This is a genomic window from Paenibacillus radicis (ex Gao et al. 2016), assembly GCF_014641555.1.
Taxonomy (GTDB): Bacteria; Bacillota; Bacilli; order Paenibacillales; family Paenibacillaceae; genus Pristimantibacillus; species Pristimantibacillus radicis.
The window spans coordinates 356,209-377,825 of sequence record NZ_BMHY01000001.1 but is presented as its reverse complement, the minus strand read 5'-3'; the positions used below and the strand labels follow the sequence as shown (position 1 = coordinate 377,825).

Here is a 21,617-nt window from a genome sequence, read left to right as displayed (position 1 = left end):
AAAACGCCCCTTCATTATCTCGATAATGATTATCACTTTCACTACTTTAATGAGTTTTTATCGTCTTGTCAACATGAAAACTGCAAGAGCTTTATCGTAATTTCACTCTCTATTAACGCGTTGATGCATGAAATGATCTGAATATAAAAACAGCTGCCGAGATGTTCTCGGCAGCCTGTAGGCACTGGAGCAGAATGGGTCGGAGATTAACTTCCTTGCTCATTGGACATGACATCTTTCCAGCGCTTATTAACAACAATCTCAGCATCCTTGCCCTCAAAAGCAACCATCGCCTCTGAATCGTTCATTAGACGATACCTCATCCAGGCCGTCAAATAACCTCTATGCTGGCCACCGTCTTTCTCAATTGCAGTATGCGCCGCTCCTTTCGCCATGGCCATCATAGCCGGGATATCCGGATTTGCGTCGCTAACAGCTAAATTGTTGGAATCGGACGGAGAAATAATAAAATCTCGGGTGCCTCCCAAAACCAAGAACGGAACCTTTATTGCCGATGTATCATACACATCTTCCGGATCGCAATACTTCAGCTCTGGAAGGGCAATGGATACAACCGTTTTGATTTCGGCACCACGTTCGAAATGATTATGAGCGTTGATAACACCAGTTGAGCCTTGGGAGTGGCCTGCTGCTGCAATCTGATCCGCTTGTATCTTCTGATAGAATAGACTAGCAGGGTTATCGTTCTCATCCAGCATATAGGTGATGGATTCTACGATTTCTTTTCCCGTTCCGGTCGTCGTATTATACGTATCGATAATGACGAAGCCCCAGCTGGCAAGATGCTGGAACAGACCGTCATAATTAGCCGGAAGCGCTCCCGTTCCGTTGCCCCAGGCAATTAGCGGATAGGTTGTATCCAGTAATGAAGGATAGTAGATTTTGTACAAATTCTCTCCTTGTTCATCGGTTATTACGGCTGTCTCCACTTCAAGCGCACCCGCCGCTGCATACTTCGCTTCGATGCTGCCAGCTGCGAATTTGGCCGGAACCGAATTGATCAAGAAATAAGAAGCGATGGAGAATGCGAGTATGGCTACAAATACGATGCCAAGGGCTCCAATTATCCATTTGTTTCTAAATATCCTTCTAATTAATAGCATACTTTCCCCTCTCCGGATGCCGTACAGCCCCCTGCCTTGCTTGCAAGACTATGCTTCTATTCTATCATAGAATAGTTTTCCAGCCGAATCTTCTGCAGGACAAGAAAGACTTACACCTGTGCAAGAGCGAGCTGGGGATCAACACCGGAATCTATCGGCTGCTGCTTCGCATGCAATTTCGCTTTGCGCGCTTCCCGGATGACGAGCAGCCCGATTATTAGCGAAACAGTGCCAATAATAATTAGCAGCGCTCCTATCTCCCGGCCGTAAGCGGTGAGCGCCCCGTCCCGGAATGCCATTCCGCGAATAAGGCGGTTCAGCCAGTTCATTGGAAGCGCCCATGCTGTAACTTGAAAGAAAGCAGGAAACGCCAGCGGGGTCAGTTGAATCCCCGTCGCCAGAAATGAGGGGTACAAGACGAAGCTTGTTCTTAGGCCCACCTTGGACGAATCTTTCGCCGTGTAGCCCAGCAGCATGCCCAGCAGCGACAAGGCAAACGTATAGATGAGCAAAGGAATAATAAAGATATAAGGCGCTGCTTCGAATCGCATTCCGCCGATTTGCTTCAATAGTCCATAGGCTAACAGCAGGGAGAGTGCGCTAAGAACCGCGTAGGGCACGCTCCGAACCCACAGCTGCAGCGGTGATTCGCCATTCGCGAACAGCTTGCCTTCCTTGCGGAGACGCGGAGCAACCGACCCTGCGGCAGTCGTAGTCATCATCAGTACAATAATATTTACAAATCCAAGCACCATAAAATCGACATAGCTTGCGGTAGGATTAAACAAACTGCGCTGCTGAAGCGATAACGGAGCAAGCAGCCCCTTTGATGCATCCGCATCCCACCCCGATTGGCCCAAGCGGGTCATCGCAATCGTCGTATTTTCCGTCGTGACGATCTCTTGTATAGCGGTTCGAATACCCATTAATCCGGAGGGCATCGTGTTATCCATCAGGATTCCGATGTTCGATGACTTGCCCTGCAGCTGGCGCAGCTCCAAATCGGAAGGAAGCGTAATAACCGCCACAGCCTGCTCGTTGGCTAATAAAGTTTCAGGCTCCATTCGGCTTGCGAACACATTCGTGACCTTCATATAAGGGGAAGCATTCAGCTTCGAGATGAGTTCCCGTGAGTAAGAGCTATGATCTTCATCGATAACAACAACCGGTGATTTGGTAATTTGGTTGTGGGAGAACATAAAGCCAAAAAATACAGCTGCGATAATCGGTCCTATAAAGATGGAAACGAGAAACTTGCTGCCCGCAGCATACTTCCATTCCTCAATGAGCGACTTCATCAAGATCCACCTCTGCAGTCATACCTGGCATTAATTGTGCATCTGAAGCTATCGCCACCCGGACGAGATACATGCTTAGATCCGCTTGCCCCTTCTCACGGCTCATTCGCAAACTGGCGAATTGGGGAGCAGCAGCGATCGAAGAAATTACACCCTCGGCATCCTCCTGTTTTTTCACATTGGGAAAATGAACCTTGACGCTTTGGTTGAGCTGCAGCTTTTGAATTTGGCTTTCCTGCACGTAGATATCTGTGTAATAGGCAGCCTTTTGTACAACAGCCAAAGGCATTCCTTGCGCAAGCTCTTCGCCCGCGCCAGCTGCGATTTTCGTAATCAGTCCGTCTTCCGGCGCAACCACTTCAACATCGCTTCCTTCGGCTGTCTGAATCTTGAACAGCGAATCGCCCTTTTTAACCGTGTCTCCTAGTGCTGCTGCAACCTCAATGATCTTACCGGAATTGCCGCCAAATCTTACAGCCGTCTGCTCCGATTCAAGAATGCCTTGTTTTCTATTCTCTGCTTGCGTGACAGCATCTCTTCCTTTGATAGCGAGCAGCGAACCTCCTGCAATTAAAATAACAGCTAGAATCAAATATATGCTCGTTTTGACCTTCATTATTATTTCTCTCCCTCTCCCTGATTGCTTCAGGCTTTGTTTGTAGTTAGTTTCCCTGCAGCTTGCTCCGACGCTTCCATAATGACTTCCCCAAGCGTCGGATGCGGATGAATCGTTAGCGCCAAATCCTCCGCTGTCGCTCCCATCTCGATGGCTAAAGCCAGCTCTGAAATAAGTGTCGAAGCTTCTACCCCAACGATTTGCGCACCGATGATCGCTTTGGATGCCTCATCCGCAACAATTTTCACAAAACCATCAGTCGCTTGCAGTGCAAGCGCCCTGCCGTTGATTGAGAAAGGCGATTTGCCGGTGACAACCGCTATCCCTTTCGCTTTCGCCTCGGTCTCGCTTAAGCCCACGCTTGCCAGCTCCGGTTCGGAGAACATAACGAGCGGAATTGCCTTATAGTCAATTGTCGAGGGTTGGCCTGCAATCGCTTCTGCCGCAACCTTTGCTTCATAGGAAGCTTTGTGGGCAAGGGCAGGACCCGCTGTAATATCTCCGATGGCAAAAATATGCGGAACAGCTGTACGGCCTTGTTCGTCCGTCTCAATAAGTCCTCTGCTTGTAACGGGCAGCCCGATACGCTCCAGCCCCAAATTGCCGTCCGTATTTGGTTTTCGGCCAACGGTCACCAGCGCATAATCCGCTTGAATGAATTGCTGCTTCTGGTTCTGCGAGTAATGCAGCGTTACGGAATCCGCAGTTTGCTCAGCAGTCGAAGCAATTGCTCCGGTTATGATCGTTACGCCATCTGCCTTAAGCTGCTTCAACACGGGTGCAGTAAGCTCCGGCTCAAATCCTGGAAGCGCCTGTTCGGCCCCCTCCAGAATCGTCACCTTTGTTCCGAATTTGGCATACATCTGTCCCAGCTCTACACCAATATATCCGCCGCCAATAATGATTAAGCTGCCTGGAATATGCGACAGCGATAAAGCTTCCGTAGAAGAGAGAATACGGCCGCCGAATGGCAAAGCAGGCAGCTCAATCGGACGAGAGCCTGTCGCCAATATGGCATTCTTGAATGAAATATACTGCTCGGAACCTGCTCCTTTAATGAGAGCCGTATGCTCATCAATAAAGCTGGCTTCCCCCTCTACAATTTGTACGCCGGCATTTTTCAGCAGAAATCGTACACCTCCAGCTTGCTTGTTCACAACCCCTTGCTTGAAAGCCTGTGCACTTTCGAAAATTAACGAATCATTGGCGTTGTTCCGTTGATTGAGCAGCTGATAACGATGTGATTCGGCGATTAATGCTTTAGACGGAATGCACCCCACGTGAGTGCATACTCCGCCAATCTGATTGCGCTCAACTACAGCTGTCTTCATCCCAAGCTGCGCAGAGCGCAGCGCTGCAACGTACCCTCCCGGGCCGGAACCGATGACCAGATTGTCTATCGTTTCATGCTGACTCATAAACTGATTCCTCCTCAAAATATTATGACCGTAATATATTATAATCATCATATTTTAAAATCGTCAATAGCCCGCTTATCCCTTGCAGCAACAAGCCGGACAAATTGACAGGTTTTATTATGATGACTATAATATTTTAAAAGAGCAGATTGTAAGTGACAGGAGTGATTGCGATGCCTTATCCTGAGGGCCATAAAATCAAAGTTCGGGGCAAAATCATTGAAAGTGCCGCCCAAGCCTTTCGAACGAACGGTATCCGCGACATAAGCGTGCCTTTTATTATGAAAGGAGCCGGACTGACTCACGGAGGGTTTTATTCGCATTTCGACAATAAAGAGCAGTTGGTTGCCGAAGCATGCCGGTATGCGATTGGCGATACGATAGCGTACTTGCGGGAGGCTGCCGAGAAAGCAAAGGAGGAACCCAAAATCCACGCGGTGATTGATTATTATTTAAGCCAATATCACCGTGACCGGACGGAAATGGGCTGTATTCTCCCGGCTCTCTCCAGTGAAATATCCCGCTCCTCGGAAGAAGTCCGCAACGTGTACACGCAGGAGCTGGAACGGATGATTCAATTTATCTCCGATGTAGGCGGCATTGATAGATCCACGGGCAGCGCACTGTTAAGCACGATGGTCGGATCGCTAGTGCTGGCCCGGTCAGTCAACGATCCTGCACTGAGCGACAGCCTGCTATCATCCGGCAAACGGCAAGCTAAAGAGCTCGTTGCGCACTAACTGGAAGCTAAGCAAACAAGCCATAATAGAGCAGCAGCCGCGGCTGCTTTTATTATGGCTTATTGTTATTATTTCTATCATCCACGCATCAACATAACGGCGCTCTTGCGGATGGATACGATTGCCGCGGCCAATGACAGCAATAGCGCAATGCTCGCTACCCATGGATTGTACAATACGGTTGCGTTCATCGTTACGGCCATTCCGCCGGCGCCAGCGCCAGCCGCAAGGCCCACCTGCGTCACAGATGTATTCAAGCTGATAATGAGATTAGTCGACTGCGGCGCCCGCTCAATAAAGTAGGTTTGTGTGGCCGGGCCCATTATAAACATAGACATCACCCACATAGCCAGGAGTGCAATAGCGAGCGGGTAGCTATGAATAGCCAGGGGCAGAAAAGCGAGCGCAATAATATGAGCAGCTATACCGATTAAGATGAGTCTCACACTTCCCCATTTGTCTACAGCGGAGCCGCCCAGACGGGAGCCGATAGCTCCGGCAATTCCAAATAGCAGCATAATAAGACCAATTGCGGAAGCGCTCCGGTTCAAAATCGTACCGAGAAAAGTAGTGACGTAGGTGAACATAACGGAGTTGCCCGCTTCCCTGAACAATACGAACAACAGGGCGAATAAAATGACTGGATTAGCAAGCACTGTAAACTGCCTGCGAAACGGAACAGGAGCATCTCCTTCAATTTCCGGCAGCAGCCCTATCATGACAATCACAATAAGGGTTCCCCCAATCGCAAGGAAGAGGAATATCGTTTGCCAGCCAAACGCTTCCGTTAGCGCAATGCCAAGCGGGACACCCACAATCATCGCGCTGCTGAAGCCAAGTATAATCGTGCCCATTACGCTGCCGATCTTTTCAGGCGGCACTAGTCTGGCTGCTGCTCCAAAAGCGGCGACCATAAAGACGCCAGAACTGACGCCTAAGATGATACGAGCAACTAATAGAATGATAAAGCTGGAGCTGGCAAACGAAATCAAATTTCCGGCAATAAATACGAAAAGTGCGATGAGCAGCAGCTTCTTCCGCCCCATTCTGGCGGTTAGTGGTACGATAACCGGTGTTCCGATGGCAAAAGCAAGCGAATAAGCCGTAATCAGTTGTCCCGCTAGTGCAACAGAGATATTCATCTGCTCAGCCAAGACATTCAAAATGCCGGTGACGACCAGCTCTGAGGTGGCGGTAAAGAACACCGCTATCATTAAAATATAAATAAGCATCCGATTCCGATTCATTAATCATCTTCCCTTTCCTTCTATGGTTCTCAGCCATTGCTTAAAGCCGCGTCCGGCCGTAATTGGCTTAATCGAATTATAGTCATCATTCTTCAACACCGTAAGAACGCAAATCATTTGGATGTAATCCATCTATTCGGATCAACTAACGAAAAGTAAGTTAACTCTACTTCCCGTGAACACAAAAACCGCCAGAGCCTGGAATGCCCTGACGGTTCAAAATGATTTATATGTTTTGGAGTTAATAAGGCAAACTTATATAGCAGATTCAGCAGCCGGCGGGTTTCCCCATTTCTGAACCCATTTCTCCATTTCCATTAAAGCGATCTGAAACTCTTTGCCTTTATCCGTTAACGAATATTCAACCGTCACGGGCACAGTTACGAAAACCTCCCGGTGAACAAGTCCGTTTTTCTCCAAATGCCGAAGGGTATCGGTAAGGGATTGGGTCTTCACAATCGCTAAATTCCGTTGAAGCTGATTGAACCGCTGCGGCCCTTTAAGCAGTCCCTCAAGAACAAGTAAAGCCCACTTTGCCCCAAGAATCTGAAGCACCTCGCAGATGCTGGCACCAGCATTTTCCTTGCCGTTTTCGTCCCCGCCAGTTTGTTCATTCATCGGATAAAACCTCCTTGCCGATAACTGTCGTTGGTTTCCATTTACTAGTGAATGCTTTCATTATACTCGACCTAAGATGGGGAAGAAACCTGTTCCAAGGTCTATTTTACACCAGACGTTCTTCCGGTATAGTTCTCATGTAGAACAATTTCGGGAGGTTTAACCGTATGACAGAAGCCGTATTGCAGCTTCGTAATGTAACGAAAAAGATTGGCGGACGTACAATTGTCGATAATCTTACCTTCGATATACCCGCAGGGGAAGTATTCGGATTTCTTGGGCCAAACGGGGCCGGCAAAACAACAACGATCCGCATGATCGTGGGCTTAATCTCTATGACGAAAGGCGAAGCCCTCATTAAGGGTGTCTCCGTCCGCAATTACTTCGAGCTCGCAATGACTCACGTTGGGGCCATTGTCGAGAATCCGGAAATGTACAAGTTTCTAACCGGCTACCAGAACTTGACCCACTTCGCACGCCGGCACAACGGAATTACGAAAGAAAGAATCAACGAGGTCGTCGCGATGCTTGGGCTGCAGAACCGGATTCACGAAAAAGTGAAGCGTTATTCCTTGGGCATGCGCCAGCGGCTTGGCGTCGCACAAGCGATTCTGCATCGTCCTTCGCTGCTTATCCTCGATGAGCCGACGAATGGGCTTGATCCGGCGGGCATCCGCGAGCTGCGGGATTACTTGCGCAAGCTGACGAAGGAAGAGGGTATCTCCGTGATCGTCTCTTCCCATCTGCTCTCCGAAATGGAGCTGATGTGCGACAGGGTAGCCATCATACAGGGCGGCAAGCTTATGGACATCCGGTCCTTGCAAGAGACTCGAGACGCCGCGCAGACCAAAATCATTATTGAAGTGGATGATATTCCGGCAGCCGAGCAATTGCTTGCCTCCGTCTTCGATGCGGCTCGAATGAATACGATCGGCAGCCAGCTCGAGCTTACGGCGGATAAAGAAGCAATCCCGCATATTACGAAGCTTCTCGTCAACGCAGAGATTGAAGTGATGGGCATTCATGCCGTGCAAAAATCGTTGGAAGATCAATTCCTTGAAATAACCGGGGGTGAAATGGTTGTCTAGTCTATCGAAGCTTATTCGGAACGAAAATATGAAAATTTATATGCGTCCCCGGACGTGGATTATGATTGGCTTCCTGCTGCTCACCGTGGCCCTGCTTAGCGGGCTTATGAATTGGGAAGCGAGCCGGAACCCCAGCACGGACTGGGAACAGAGCTTAACAGAAGATAACAACCGCATGCAGCAAGAACTACAGAATAATCAGGACCTTCACGAGAATCAGAAAGCGGATATGACGGAGCAAATAAAGCTCAATGCGTATTACTTGGAGCAAGGCATCAATCCTAAAGAGCCTACCCTTTGGGACTATGTGGACATTTCCTCCAATTTGATCATTCTGGTTACGATATTGACGGTCATTATCGCAGCGGACATGATCGCCGCAGAGTTTTCCTGGGGAACGATCAAGCTGCTGCTTGTTGGTCCCGCTTCCCGAACGAAAATTATGGTGAGCAAATATATCGCTACGATGGGCTTTGCGCTGCTTCTGCTCTTGCTTTGCTTTGGATCTGCTTTCGCTGCAGGGGGCATACTGGAAGGCTTCGACGGCATTAATCAGCCGCTGCTGTCCGTTTCTGAGAGCGGTATCGTCCAACAAAGTCCAATGATTCTAGATATATTGCCGAAATACGGCTTTGCCGTCATCTCGCTCATTATGTACGTCACGATGGCCTTTATGATCTCTTCCGCATTCCGAAGTTCCTCGATGGCAATCGCCTTCTCGCTCTTGTTTATGCTGGTCGGCAATTCCGTAACGATGCTGCTTAGCAGCTACAGCTGGGTGAAATATTTGCTCTTCGCCAACATCGAACTATCGCGATACATGGAAGGCGGCGCATCGCCTATCCGGCCGGAGATGACGCTGTCGTTCTCCATCCTTATGCTCGTCATCTACTACTTGGCATTCCAATTCATCGCTTGGCTTCTGTTCACGAAACGCGACGTAGCCGCTTAAATGTATACATGACCAAAGAGAACCGCATCCCTGGGACGCGGTTCTCTTTGGTCATGTATAGCGGAATTTCAACTATGCTGGTCTATCACCAGGCTTTTATCCTCGAATGCCGTGGAGAGCACAATTAAGGTTGTCGAGAATCCATACACATTGCAGGAATCGAGAAAGGCTGCTAACGTCTGGGTCGTTTCCGTTACCACCTTCATCAGAAAGTTATATTCACCGCTAATCCGGTAGAGATCGATAATTTCTGGAGATGCTTCTCCGAAAGCAGCAAAATCATTGCAGCTGCCCGTTTTGAACAACACGAAGGCAGTCGTGTTTTTACCCAGCTTTGAAGGAGAAAGCTGCGCCCGGTAAGCTGTAATAATGCCTTGCTCCTCTAATTTCCGGACTCTTTCCGTAACAGCCGGCTGAGACATCGCAATCAATCTGCTCATCTCGGAGATGGGGATACGGGCATTTTCATGCATCAAGTTCAGAATTTTGGAATCAATTTGGTCCATTTCACAATACCGCCTTATCATTTAAGGTTCATGAAGCTATAGAACGTAATAAATAAACTTATGAATCCATTATACCTCATTAAATCTATGTAATTTACAGGATATTCATCCTAAAATGTCACTATTCACTCGTAAAGGAGAATGCGATTATGACATTAACTTTAAGGACCCCTATTTCGATAGGAGGCTTGCAATTAAAAAACCGGCTCATCATGGCGCCTATGCAGCAATATAAAGGTACGCTTGAGGCGTTTGCCACGGATCACCATGTGGAGCACTATGGCCGAAGGGCCAAGCATGTAGGGCTCGTTATTGTAGAATCCACTGCTATTTCCTCGAACGGACGTCTATGGAGCAACGATATCGGAATCTTCACAGACGCGCACGTAAAGTATTTAAAGAAAATTACGGAGGCCGTCCACGTCCATCAGACCCCTGTCTTCATTCAGCTGTCGCATGGCGGCAGGAAATCTGCTCCCGAGGTTACGGACTCGTTAGTTGCACCAAGCGCTATCGCTTTCGACGAACACTATGGCACTCCCGAGCCCTTGTCTCTCGCAGGCATTCATCAAATTATAGAGGAGTATCGTCTTGCGGCAAAACGGAGCGTAGCAGCGGGATTTGACGGCATTGAAATTCATGCGGCGCACGGTTTTCTGATTCACCAATTCGTATCGCCATTATCAAATACGCGGTTGGATGACTATGGCGGCAGCTCCGAAAATAGAGCGAGGTTCTTAAAAGAAGTGCTTACGGCCATCAGAGGGGAAGTAGGCAGCGATTATCCGCTCATTATTCGAATTTCAGCAACCGACTATTACGAAGGCGGGCTAACTCCTGAGGAATGGGCACGAATAGTAAAGCCGCTCGAATCGGAGTTGGATGCTATCCATGTGTCGACAGGAGGCAACCTCTCCATCCCTCCTGCCGACGTCTATACTGCATATCAGCTGCCTCAAGCGGCTGCGATCAAACAGCATGTTCAAATTCCGGTCATCGCAGTCGGCAAAATTTACTCGCAAAGTCTGGCTAACCATATCCTTCAAGATCAATTAGCTGATTGTATCGCTATCGGACGGCCGCTTCTGGACGACCCGGATTTTGCGGAGCATTTATTGCAGCTGGCGGCGAAATGATAGTGGATTAAACCGATAACCAGGGGCGAACGGATGCCAGCATCCTTCGCCCCTGCTTCATATCTAATGCGAAGCCGAATATGGTTCCTGTTCGGCTGACGGGTCCAGCTTTTCTTTGCTCATAGCGAAGGCGGCTATCAAGGCAATGACAGATGGAATCAGCGCCCAAGCAAACGTTTGAACGACGGAGGAGCTGAGTGCATCCGTTATTTTATCCAAAATCGAGGCAGGAATAAGCTCCCTTGTTTCCGGCGTTAATATTTTACGGGGATCGCTCAGATCAAGCCCTTCCGCCAGCTCGGCACTGCCCCCGGTGAATTGGGAAGCCAGTTTATTTCGGAACAGATGGCTTTGAATCATGCCGTATACGGTAATGCCAAGCGCCATCCCCAGCGCCCTCATGAAGTTAAGCGTAGAACTTGCGGAACCGCGCTGCCGCGTGCTGAACCCATGAATGGCGGCGCTGCTCAATACGGAGAACGATGCGCCGATTCCGAGACCGACCAAAACCATGAAGACCGTTACGATAAAACGCGACGAACCGCTCGTGAGCGTAGTCAAGAGTCCAATGCCTACGACAAGCAGCGCCAAGGTCGGGATCATCATCGTCCGATATTTGAACTTAGTCATCAACAGCCCCCCGCCTGCAGCCGTCGCAACCGAGCCGAGCATCATCGGCAGCAGCACAAGCGCTGAATTGGTGGCCGATCCGCCCAGAACGCCTTGCACGAAGATCGGGATATAGATCGATGCCGTAATGAACGCCGCGCCTGCGAACATCGCCATAATGTTGCTCGTCGCATATAGTCTGTTCTTGAACATGCCAAAGGTAATAATCGGCTCCTCTGCCCGCCGCTCAATGAATACGAACCCGGTAATGAGCACGGCAAACGCGGCGAACAAACCTAAGATAATGCTGGAATCCCAAGCATATTGCTTCCCGCCAAGCTCCAGCGCGAACATTAAACAGACGATCGAAGCCACCAGTACAAGTGCACCGAAGTAATCGATTTTTTGCTTCGAATTGATGACAGACTCCTTGTAAAAGAAAGCAATCATAATGAAAGCAATAAGGCCTAAAGGCAAGTTGATATAGAAAATCCAGGACCAATGAATATAGTCTGTAATATAAGCGCCAAGAAGCGGACCGAATAAGCTGGAGAGACCAAATACCGCGCCGAATAAACCGCCCATCTTGCCGCGTTTGTGTACAGGAACGACATCGAACATAATCGTAAATGCAATCGGCATGAGCGCTCCGCCGCCCAGCCCCTGAATCCCGCGGTAAATGCTCAATTCAACGATCGAATTCGCTGTCCCGCATAGCGCTGAGCCGCCCATAAAGACAAGAATGCCGAATATGAAAAATCGTTTCCGCCCGTACATATCCGATAGTTTGCCGAAAATCGGCATGCCGGCCATTTCTGCTACTATGTAAGATGAAGTGACCCACATTAATTTATCAAAGCCGCCCAAGTCGCCAACGATTGTACCAATTGAGGTGGCTACAATGATGTTATCCATCGATGCCATCAGGATAGCCAGCAGCAATCCCCCGATAATAACACCCATATGATTTCGTTTTGCCATCTTCATCTCGTCCCTCCGTCTTTCAAGTATGACTGTCTGAAGCTGAAGCTGCGTCGTCTGTTATGCAATGAACTTCCCTTTATCCAATTTATGTATTTCATTAGAAACCATTCTACCGATAATAAGATGAAATCAGGACTCTATATGGTGAAATAGCAAAACGCCCTCGCCCGTACCCGGTTTTCGGATACGTGCGAGGGCGTTTATTTTCATAAACGTCTACTTCTTCTTTTTCAGCAGCAAATAGACAAAGTATGGACCGCCGATCAGCGACACCATAATGCCAGCCGGCACTCCGTCCGGATCGACGAGATTCCGGCCAACTGTATCTGCGAACAGCAGCAGCCAGCCGCCAAGCAGCACAGCCACAGGGATGAACAGCTGATTGCGCGGCCCTACAAGCGCCTTGGCAATATGCGGAGCCATTAATCCGATAAACGCGATTCCTCCCGTCACCGATACGGCCGATGCGGCAGCGGCAACCGCGGCCATAATCAATACAAGACGCTCCCGTTCGAGTCTCACGCCTACGCCAATCGCCGACTCTTCGCTCAGCGAAAGCAGATTAAGACGCTGTGCTTTGAACAACGTAAACGGAATGAGCAGGATCAGCCACGGGAGCAGCGCCCAAATAAACGGCCAGTCCGATCCCCATATGTTGCCTGCAATCCATTTCGCGATAAAGTCGACCTTGGAACGTTCTGCCGAAGAGATAATGACGATCATCACTCCCGACAGAGCCGTAGAGAAGCCAACCCCGACGAGCACGAGCCGAATCGGATTAAGGCCGTTTATTCGGCTGAACGAGAAGAAGTAGATCAATACCGCCGTAATCAAAGCGCCGGCAAATGCAACGAGCGGCAGCACGTAAGCGAATGATCCGACATCAATCGGGAAGTAAAGGAAAAAGACGGCGATTGCCACTCCTGCTCCGGAGTTAATACCGATGATACCGGGATCAGCCAGATCATTGCGTGTGACGCTCTGCAGGATAGAACCTGACAACGCAAGCGCCATGCCTGACAAAAAGGTAATTATAATCCGCGGCAGCCGGACCGAGAACAACACGAATTCCTCTTTGAAGGTGCCTTCGCCTAGAAATATCGGAATGAGCCGGTTCAAGCGCACCGGAGAATGACCGATGCTCATGCTGGCTACAGCTGTAACCACAATCAATCCCAGACAAATCAGCAGAATCAGACGCTGTTTGCGGATAAGCGAGGATAACGTCATGAGAATGTTTTTCCCCCTTTACTTACGACAAACAGGAAGAAAGGCAAGCCCAGCATCGCTACGATCGCAGCTACCGGTGTTTCATGATGCGCATGAATTGTACGGCCCAGCGTGTCGGCCAGCAGCATAAACGTTCCCCCGACCAAAGCGGAGAAAGCGAGAATATGCCGGTAATCGCTGCCGACGAAGCGGCGTACAATATGCGGGATCATGAGACCAACAAACGCCATATTGCCTACTAGAGCGACCGATGCTCCCGTAAGAACGACAACGATGATGAAGAGAATGGCTTTGATAACGACCAGCTTCTGTCCAAGACCAATCGCCACATCGTCACTCAAGCTTAGAATGCCTACTTGATTCGATAGAATTAGCGCAGCGATAATTCCGACAATAATAACAGGCGCAATCGTCTGAAGCTGCGGCCAAGTCGTGCCGATCAGGCCTCCGGCCGTCCACATGCTTACGTCTTTCGATATTTTGAAAGTAAGGCTGACGGCATCCGAAATCGCATAGAGAAAACCGGATACAGCCGCACCTGCCAAAATAATGCGAATCGGGGACAAGCGTCCCCCTCGCGTCGAGCCCAGCAGGAGAACCAAGGCGGCTCCCACTGCAGCACCGAAGAAACAAGCAATCATGATAGCGAAGTTGTTCAGTCCCGGGAAAAATACGAAAGCGACAGCAAGCGCCATATTGGCGCCGGAGGTCAAGCCCAGCAAGCCTGGATCCGCCAGCGGATTTCGGGTGACCCCCTGCATGATCGCTCCGGATACCGCAAAAGCGGCACCGATCAGAATCGCGGCCAGCTCGCGGGGCAGCCGGATTTCACGAAGAAGGAGCGCATTCTCTTCCTTCGACGTGGATGTCACAGCTAGCCATAAATCATGAAACGACGTGTTTGCGGCACCGAATAACATCGACAGAATGAAGCAAAGGATGAACAAAAGCACGAAGCCCATCCATTTGTACGTTATTGGTACCCGGTTACGTTTGTTATTCATTGGACACGCTTCTTTTATTGGCCAAGAAAGCTTTTAATGAAAAATTCGAGCTGGAATTCCATGCTAATTGGATCGTTGAAGTAGAATGCTTTAGCATCGGCTTCATAGACATGATTATTTTTCACAGCAGTGATGCTTTTGTATGTCTCGGTGTTTTGGAAGGAGTTGTCTTCCTCTGCATTTTTACTGAAGATCACATAGTCGCCGGAGTAATCCTTCAGAACTTCCGTCGATAAAGCTAAATAACCGTCAGTCTTCGTTGCTTCCTTCACGGTTTCCGGCATTTTCAGGCCAAATTGCTGATAAAGGATTTCCGTGCCGCGGCCAAAGTTGTCTCCGTACACATAAAGCTGTTTATTAAATGTCTCGATAACCGACACTGTCGCGTCCGCACCGATCTTCGCTTTAATCTCTTCGCCTGCTTTTTTCGTACGAGCATCGAAATCATCAATCCAAGCCTGTGCTTCTTTTTCCTTATTCAACAGCTTGCCAATCTCCAACTGCTGGGTAAAGAAGTCGACTTTGCCGTACGTGTAAGTAACAGTAGGCGCGATTTGCTTCAGTTTATCGATGTTTTTAATGCCGTCAAGGCCGATGATCAGATCCGGTTCCAGCTCGAGGATTTTCTCCAGGCTTTCATCCGTAACTGCTTCGACATTAGCCAGCTTGTCTTTGAAATTCGGGTTTTCTTTGGACATTTCGTCAACGCCAACTACCGGTACGCCGAGCGCCATTACGTTACCAGTCAAAAACCGGGTGATAACGACGACACGCTGCGGATTAGTCGGAACTTCAACAGGTCCTGTCTCCGATTGATAAGTAAATGTAGCAGCTTCACTAGACGGGGATGCCGCTTCTGTCGGTGCAGGTGTGGATGCAGAATTCGCATCATTATTAGATTTGTTCGCTTGATTGGCGCCGCAAGCGCTCAAAAGAATAACAAAAACCAGAATAAATGGAACGGCAAGCTTTTTCATACGATGAGTCTCTCCCTTTTCTATTGTCCCTTGTTTTAGCGATGAAAATAATTATCATTTTCATTTCCTATCACAATTATAGGGATAGCCTCTTCGTCGAGCCATGCCTTATTGTTTGAAAATTGACTTGTACTATTGATTGGCTGTAAATAAATCGACGGCTCGCTGCAGCTGTAAACGAATGGATATGGGGTTGTAGGGAATCCACTCGTCCAAATCGAGTACATGCACATTGCCCTGCTGTACAGACCGAAGCTCCTCCCAATAAACCGACTTGAATATCGCTTCGGAGTGTTCGATTGAGCCTTTAATATCGGGAAAAATAATGACTAGCATCCGGTCCCCGGCGTATCCTGCAAGCTCAGACAGATCAATAGGTATGGAATGAAACCGGTCCCCAAGCATGTCCATCTGCTGCTTGACCTTTACCGGCGGCTTCAGTCCAAGGGATTGATAGATGACATAGCCGAAATTGCGATTGCCATAAATGAATAATTGGTCCGGCTTAATGACAAGTATCGTTATCGTTTCATTCGCTGCCTTGCTTTGCCCCACCAGTGAACGAGCCGCCTGTTCCTCTAACTCGAATTCCGCCAGCCATCGCTCCGCCCGCTCTTGCCGTTGAATGATCTGGGCGATAATACGAAGATGCTCTTTCCAGCCCATATCCATCCAGGATACTTCCGCAACAGGTGCTATAGCCCGTAAATGCTCCGCCTGAAAGCCGGATAAATCCAAATGCTCCTGAGCCCCGATGATCAATTCAATATCAGCTTCAAGCAGTAACGATTTCACCTGTTCAATGGAACAATTAATGTTGATAAAGGTGATCGACTGCGGCGGCTGCAAATCCGACGTGTTCACGTATTCGCTGCTGTCCGAGATGATGATAGCCGGCTCCAGCCCAAGCAGCAGCAAATGACTGGCATAAGGCGAGAGCAGTACAGCTATACGCTCGAACTTTCCGCGATTGTAGCCTGAAGGCGCTGCTCCGGTCTGCTGCTTGAATCGGCGGCTCAAATAAAATTCATCCTTATAGCCGACTTTCAATGCAATTTCCCTTAGCGTTCCCGATCCGCTAATCAATAGCTCCTTAGCGCGATGAACACGAAGCCGCGACAAATAATCGCTTGGGGAGAAGCCGGTCATTTGTTTGAAAAGGATCGAATAATGCGACCGGCTTACGCCCGCGATTTCGGCTAATTGCTCACGCGTTATTTTCTCACTGAAGTGGTTCTCCAAATATGCAATGCTTCGTTCCATAGAGGGCTGCTCGCTTGCTGCATACTTAGCACCCTGCCCCTGAAGCAATTGTAAAATGATCTGATGGAATACGATTTGATTTTGTACATGGCGGATTTCGTTTTCTGGCAGACGATGGACATATAGTTCTTCTACGTTAGCGACAATTGCCGGTTCATTCGGGAAAAAATAAACAACGGAATTGGAAGCCGCTTCGCTTTTCTGCATCATGGCTCCCGCAGGCAGGGAGCTTTCCCGCTCCCGTGCATGGATGACAAGCTTGTACGCATGAAGCGGATGCGTAGAATTAGCGGTCAGCTCCGCCTCGCTGTGCGCCGGGAGCAAGATAACGCTGCCTTCCGTCAGCTCATACATTTGATCATTCGTCTTCAGACTGCCTTTGCCGCTGACGATTGCAATCAGTACCGATAAGCGCTCATGAATGTGATGCAGCGGGCGGTTCGAGGTACTGTAAACCGATTGAATACTGTCAGCTGTATATAATGGAAAGTGGGACTCCTCCCATTCCGAGACAATCATGTTTTTCACAACCAAAGCCTCCATAATAATAAAGTGTGAATTGTCTAAAGACCGGATAAGGGTGCACAGAATGTTTTCCTCTATTATAATGGATAAGTCGGCCCTTTTCAGGACTGGCTGGTTAAAATATAAATTAGGAGCATCTCAAGTGCGGGCACATCCCATCTACCTTTTACGCATTACTGGACTTTTAGACGGCATTTCATTATTAGTTTTGCTTGGCATCGCTATGCCTTTGAAATATGTTTGGGGCATCGAGCAAGCAGTCACCATTGTCGGAAGTATTCACGGAGGCATATTCAGTTTATATGCGCTTACGATCCTCTATGCAGCCCTACGAGTGAATTGGAGCCTGCTTTGGCCTGCGGCAGCGGTTGCCGCCGCTTTCGTCCCATTCGGCAACTTTCTGCTGGACTGGCAGCTCAAGAAGGCACAATCTCGCTATTCGATAAAGCCATTCAACTATGGCCTGCTCGTGTATAGTATCGTATTCTTTTCTTTTTTTGATTTATTTTCACAGCTGCCGGTAATGAGCACATTCGCCGCATCGATCGGCGCCAGCTCTTTTATTGTAGGTTTTGTCATTGGGCTCTATTCGTTGTCCAATACGATCGGCAATATTTTATCCGGCATTTTGACCGACAAAATCGGACCGTTCAAAATTTTGATGGCCGGTTTGCTGTTATCCAGCGGCGCTCTGCTGCTCTATCAATTCGTGGAGGAGCCATCCTTCTTAATCTTCGTTCGAATTTTGCATGGCTTTGTCGCCGGCTTAATCGTTCCGGCCGCGTTTACTTTCTCTGCGAATACGACGAAGAAGGATGAACAGGGGAAAAAAGTTGCTTTTACCGGTACGTTTGTAGGACTTGCCGCCATTATCGGCCCTGCATTCAGCGGAATCATGGCAAGCAAGACATCTGTTCCTTTCGTGTTTACATGCGTAGCCACGCTTGGGCTGGCACTCGCCATTCTGTCGGCTATTTTTCTCAGCAAGTATAAGATACCGAAAAAAGAAGCGGAATCTGCTTCCGTGCCATCATCAGCTTCCTTATTCAATTCCGGTGTAATTAAAGCTTATAGCGGCGCTTTTTTCTTAATGTTCTCGCAAGGCGTCATCGCCTATTTACTGCCTTTGCATATTCAGACACTCGGCTATGATTCGAGATTAAGCGGCACCCTAATGAGCACGTTCGGTATCATTGCCGTACTGATCTTTGTCCTTCCGACGAACCGCATCTTTGACCGTGTCGCTTCCTCCTGGACGATGGCGATCGGTATCGGCCTGATGGGTATCAGTCAACTGCTGATTGGCCAGTCCACGACGACATTAACGCTGTACATCGTACTTGGACTTTACGGCGTCGGCTTTGCCTTCTTATTTCCGTCTATCAATACGCTGCTTATTCAAGCTGTTCCAGCCGAGCTTCGCGGCAAAGCTTACGGTTACTTCTACGCCTTCTTCTCGCTAGGCGTCGTTGCAGGATCTTCTGTATTAGGCTGGTTGTCTCTGGGCATCACTGAGGGCTTCAGATTTACCGGTATCGTACTCCTGCTGTTCGCTGTCATCGCTGTTCTTAGCAGACAGAGAAAACAGGTGTTGAATAACGGCTAGCACGATTGTATAACAAATCAGCCCCATCCATAATATGGATGGGGCTGATTTGTTTGATTTTCAAACTCAAACTCGTAAGTCTACGTCCGGCGCATATAAGCGCGAACCGTAATCGGAGCAAAGATCGCTACAATAACTGCAGCTCCGATAAGAGAGATACCTAAATCCCAGCCTACGATTCCGGAATTGGTCAATTCCCTTACCGCCGTAACGAGATGCGAGATCGGATTAATGTTTACGAACCATTGAAGCCAATTCGGCATCGTGTCGACGGGCACGAAAGCGTTGGACAAGAATGTGAGCGGGAATAACACAATCATCGAGATGCCTTGTACGCTGGAGGCTGTACGGGCGATGACACCGAAAAAGGCGAAGATCCAGCTAATCGACCAGGAGCAGAGTATGACAAGAAGCGCTGCAATCGCCACGTAGCCAAGGCCGCCTTCAGGACGGTAGCCCATCATGTATCCCATGCCAAACGTCAGCACCGTTGCAATCGTATACCGGATGGTATCCGCCAGCAAAGCTCCGGCGAGCGGTGCGATACGCGCAATGGGAAGTGACTTGAACCGGTCGAATACCCCTTTATCCATATCCTCACGCAGTTGAACACCGGTAACGATAGAAGTCGTAATAACCGTCTGTACAAGAATACCTGGAATAATGACCGGCAAATAGCTTATGACATCCCCAGAGATGGCCCCGCCAAAAATATAGGTGAACATTAAAGTGAAAATGATTGGTTGGAGCGTAACGTCGAACAACTGCTCCGGCGTACGCCGAATCTTCAGTATCCCTCGATAAGCCATCGTCAATGAATTGCGCACCGTCTGGCCGAAACTCGTATGGTTTTTCAATTTGCGGCCGGTTGCCGCATTCACTTGTGTGCTGTTCATACTGTTGCTTCCTCCTTCTCACGGGATGCCGGCGCATCCGAGGCGCCATGGCCTGTAATGGATAGAAATACTTCATCAAGGGTTGGTTTCTGAACGCTCATCTCAGCCAGTGGAATACCAGCCGCCCGCAAGGCGATAAGCAGATCCGTAACGAGGTCTGCGTTGGCCATTGGCGCCGTAATTTTCCCCGCTTCGGGCGATACGACAGATTGGATTTGCAGCACTTGCTCCACAATCTGACGAGCTTTCTCGATATGCAGCGGATGCTGGACGCTTAGATGGAGCGATGAAGTTCCGACCGATGACTTTAATTCATCTACCGTTCCTTCAGCCACGACTATCCCCCGGTCGATAACGGCGATCCGATCAGCCAATTGATCGGCTTCTTCGAGATATTGCGTAGTGAGCAGTACGGTTGACCCTGTTCTTACCAGACGGCGTATCGTATCCCACATCTGTGAACGTGTGCGCGGGTCAAGACCTGTAGTCGGCTCATCCAGGAAGATGAGCGGGGGCTGCGCAATGAGACTTGAAGCCAAGTCCAGCCTCCTCCGCATGCCGCCGGAGAAATTGCGAAGCGGCCGCTTCGCCGCCTCGGACAAACCAAATTCCTCTAGCAGATCGGCTGCCTTGCGCTTCGCCTCTGCGCGTCCTAGTCCCAGCAGCCGGGAGAAAATGACCAGATTTTCAGTGGCGCTAAGCGACTCATCTACCGAAGCATATTGTCCGGTCACGCCGATCAATTGACGGACGATTTGCGACTCCTTCTCCACATCATGCCCGAATATTTTCGCCTTTCCAGCATCCGGCCGGAGCAAAGTAGCGAGCATCCGGATTGTCGTCGTCTTCCCGGCGCCATTTGGCCCCAGCACGCCGTAGATCGAGCCGGCCTTCACGTTTAAGTCAACGCCATCAACTGCTCGATTGTCGCCAAACACTTTCACAAGGCCATGCGCCTCAACAGCCCAGTCTCCATTGTTTGGATCTATTCTCTTCGTCTGAATTTGCCCCATTGCAATTCCTCCAATATTTCTGAATTTAATGTCATCCTAACTCCGCTTTTTAAACTGAATTTAAACGACCGCTAATAGACATCCATCCGAGTTCGATGTTAGGATATGGAAAAGCAAAATGAAGGGGGATTTACGATTGAATCCGCTGCTATTCGATTTTCCTACTGAGTTTATGACGGAAAGATTATTACTACGAATACCGAAACCTGGTGACGGGAAGCTTGTGTATGAATCGCTGCAAGCATCCGAAACAGAGTTAAAACGCTGGCTGCCTTTTATGCAGAAGGAGCAAAACGAATTCGATACAGAGGCTAACATTAGAGAAGCCCATGTAAAATTTCTGGCGCGGGAAGACTTACGGCTGCTCATTTTTATGAAAGAAACTGGCCAGCTTGTAGGTTCTTCAGGTCTGCATAACCCCAATTGGGATATTCCAAAATTCGAAATCGGTTACTGGCTCGATACTCGTCATAGCGGAAACGGGATCATGACTGAAGCCGTTGAAGGCATCGTTTCCTTTGCATTTAATGAGTTAGACGCCCGCAGACTTGAAATACGCTGTGATTCGCTGAATGTTAAAAGCCGGGCAATTCCAGAGAGATTAGGATTTACGCTAGAAGGTATTTTAAAGAATGAAGATTTATCGGTTGACGGCTCTGAATTAAGAGATACGTGTATCTATGCAGTCATTCGTAATTAAAAAATAAAAAGCCCTGGGGATTTTTCCCCAAGGCTCATTTTTATAACTGTCGATTTGACTTGAATAT

At 48.9% G+C, this 21,617-nt stretch carries 20 protein-coding genes; 6 read left to right on the top strand and 14 right to left on the bottom strand.

The annotated features are described in order from the left end of the window. Positions 1–206 precede the first annotated feature (206 nt). From IEX98_RS01565 to lpdA, 4 genes are all read right to left on the bottom strand, one after another. The gene (locus IEX98_RS01565) at positions 207–1,124 is read right to left on the bottom strand and encodes a poly(ethylene terephthalate) hydrolase family protein (RefSeq protein WP_188887181.1); all 918 of its coding nucleotides are present in this window, start codon (positions 1,122–1,124) and stop codon (positions 207–209) included. Positions 1,125–1,234: 110 nt separating this feature from the next. After that, on the bottom strand, positions 1,235–2,422 hold the full coding sequence (locus IEX98_RS01560) for an ABC transporter permease (protein WP_188887180.1): 1,188 nt from the start codon (positions 2,420–2,422) through the stop codon (positions 1,235–1,237). Further along, complete coding sequence (locus IEX98_RS01555) at positions 2,406–3,038, bottom strand: HlyD family efflux transporter periplasmic adaptor subunit (protein ID WP_188887179.1); 633 nt, start codon at positions 3,036–3,038, stop codon at positions 2,406–2,408. Before IEX98_RS01555 ends, IEX98_RS01560 begins: the two co-directional genes overlap by 17 nt. A 29-nt stretch (positions 3,039–3,067) precedes the next feature. Next, positions 3,068–4,456, bottom strand: coding sequence for a dihydrolipoyl dehydrogenase (lpdA, locus tag IEX98_RS01550; RefSeq protein ID WP_188887178.1), 1,389 nt, complete (start codon positions 4,454–4,456; stop codon positions 3,068–3,070). Between the two features lie 173 nt (positions 4,457–4,629). On the opposite strand from lpdA, the gene IEX98_RS01545 reads away from it, so the two are divergent. Next, complete coding sequence (locus IEX98_RS01545) at positions 4,630–5,196, top strand: TetR/AcrR family transcriptional regulator (RefSeq protein ID WP_188887177.1); 567 nt, start codon at positions 4,630–4,632, stop codon at positions 5,194–5,196. A gap of 77 nt (positions 5,197–5,273) precedes the next feature. Here IEX98_RS01545 and IEX98_RS01540 read toward each other — a convergent pair whose 3' ends face one another. Both IEX98_RS01540 and IEX98_RS01535 read right to left on the bottom strand, forming a co-directional pair. Continuing rightward, positions 5,274–6,443 (bottom strand): MFS transporter, encoded by a 1,170-nt coding sequence (locus IEX98_RS01540; RefSeq protein ID WP_188887176.1) that lies wholly within the window; start codon positions 6,441–6,443, stop codon positions 5,274–5,276. A gap of 255 nt (positions 6,444–6,698) precedes the next feature. Beyond that, positions 6,699–7,061 (bottom strand): winged helix-turn-helix transcriptional regulator, encoded by a 363-nt coding sequence (locus tag IEX98_RS01535; protein ID WP_188887175.1) that lies wholly within the window; start codon positions 7,059–7,061, stop codon positions 6,699–6,701. A 167-nt stretch (positions 7,062–7,228) separates the two neighbouring features. On the opposite strand from IEX98_RS01535, the gene IEX98_RS01530 reads away from it, so the two are divergent. Further along, entirely contained in the window at positions 7,229–8,149 is a 921-nt protein-coding gene (locus IEX98_RS01530; protein WP_188887174.1) for an ABC transporter ATP-binding protein, read from the top strand. Next, complete coding sequence (locus IEX98_RS01525) at positions 8,142–9,101, top strand: ABC transporter permease (RefSeq protein ID WP_188887173.1); 960 nt, start codon at positions 8,142–8,144, stop codon at positions 9,099–9,101. Before IEX98_RS01530 ends, IEX98_RS01525 begins: the two co-directional genes overlap by 8 nt. 68 nt (positions 9,102–9,169) lie before the next feature. On the opposite strand, the gene IEX98_RS01520 is transcribed toward IEX98_RS01525, so the two are convergent. Further along, entirely contained in the window at positions 9,170–9,607 is a 438-nt protein-coding gene (locus IEX98_RS01520) for an Lrp/AsnC family transcriptional regulator (RefSeq protein ID WP_188887172.1), read from the bottom strand. Between the two features lie 149 nt (positions 9,608–9,756). On the opposite strand from IEX98_RS01520, the gene IEX98_RS01515 reads away from it, so the two are divergent. Then, positions 9,757–10,743: an oxidoreductase gene (locus IEX98_RS01515; protein ID WP_188887171.1), complete on the top strand. Its 987-nt coding sequence runs from the start codon at positions 9,757–9,759 to the stop codon at positions 10,741–10,743. Between the two features lie 63 nt (positions 10,744–10,806). Here IEX98_RS01515 and IEX98_RS01510 read toward each other — a convergent pair whose 3' ends face one another. From IEX98_RS01510 to IEX98_RS01490, 5 genes are all read right to left on the bottom strand, one after another. After that, positions 10,807–12,339: an MDR family MFS transporter gene (locus tag IEX98_RS01510; RefSeq protein ID WP_374705305.1), complete on the bottom strand. Its 1,533-nt coding sequence runs from the start codon at positions 12,337–12,339 to the stop codon at positions 10,807–10,809. A 213-nt stretch (positions 12,340–12,552) separates the two neighbouring features. Next, positions 12,553–13,566, bottom strand: a complete 1,014-nt coding sequence (locus tag IEX98_RS01505) for a FecCD family ABC transporter permease (protein ID WP_188887170.1) — start codon at positions 13,564–13,566, stop codon at positions 12,553–12,555. Next, complete coding sequence (locus IEX98_RS01500; protein WP_188887169.1) at positions 13,563–14,570, bottom strand: FecCD family ABC transporter permease; 1,008 nt, start codon at positions 14,568–14,570, stop codon at positions 13,563–13,565. The genes IEX98_RS01505 and IEX98_RS01500 overlap by 4 nt, the downstream gene beginning before the upstream one ends. A gap of 14 nt (positions 14,571–14,584) precedes the next feature. Continuing rightward, positions 14,585–15,547 carry an iron-hydroxamate ABC transporter substrate-binding protein gene (locus IEX98_RS01495; RefSeq protein ID WP_188887168.1) on the bottom strand — a complete coding sequence of 321 codons (963 nt, stop codon included), beginning with the start codon at positions 15,545–15,547 and terminating at the stop codon, positions 14,585–14,587. Between the two features lie 132 nt (positions 15,548–15,679). Beyond that, complete coding sequence (locus IEX98_RS01490; RefSeq protein ID WP_229691986.1) at positions 15,680–17,329, bottom strand: helix-turn-helix domain-containing protein; 1,650 nt, start codon at positions 17,327–17,329, stop codon at positions 15,680–15,682. Positions 17,330–17,477: 148 nt separating this feature from the next. Between IEX98_RS01490 and IEX98_RS01485 the strand changes: the two genes are divergently transcribed. Beyond that, positions 17,478–18,941 carry an MFS transporter gene (locus IEX98_RS01485; protein ID WP_188887166.1) on the top strand — a complete coding sequence of 488 codons (1,464 nt, stop codon included), beginning with the start codon at positions 17,478–17,480 and terminating at the stop codon, positions 18,939–18,941. A gap of 80 nt (positions 18,942–19,021) precedes the next feature. On the opposite strand, the gene IEX98_RS01480 is transcribed toward IEX98_RS01485, so the two are convergent. Together IEX98_RS01480 and IEX98_RS01475 are read right to left on the bottom strand one after the other, a co-directional pair. After that, positions 19,022–19,837 carry an ABC transporter permease gene (locus tag IEX98_RS01480; RefSeq protein ID WP_188887165.1) on the bottom strand — a complete coding sequence of 272 codons (816 nt, stop codon included), beginning with the start codon at positions 19,835–19,837 and terminating at the stop codon, positions 19,022–19,024. After that, positions 19,834–20,850, bottom strand: a complete 1,017-nt coding sequence (locus IEX98_RS01475) for an ATP-binding cassette domain-containing protein (protein WP_188887164.1) — start codon at positions 20,848–20,850, stop codon at positions 19,834–19,836. The genes IEX98_RS01480 and IEX98_RS01475 overlap by 4 nt, the downstream gene beginning before the upstream one ends. 136 nt (positions 20,851–20,986) lie before the next feature. On the opposite strand from IEX98_RS01475, the gene IEX98_RS01470 reads away from it, so the two are divergent. Next, a complete protein-coding gene (locus IEX98_RS01470) occupies positions 20,987–21,550 on the top strand; it encodes a GNAT family N-acetyltransferase (RefSeq protein WP_188887163.1) in 564 nt (187 codons plus the stop codon). Positions 21,551–21,617 lie beyond the last annotated feature (67 nt).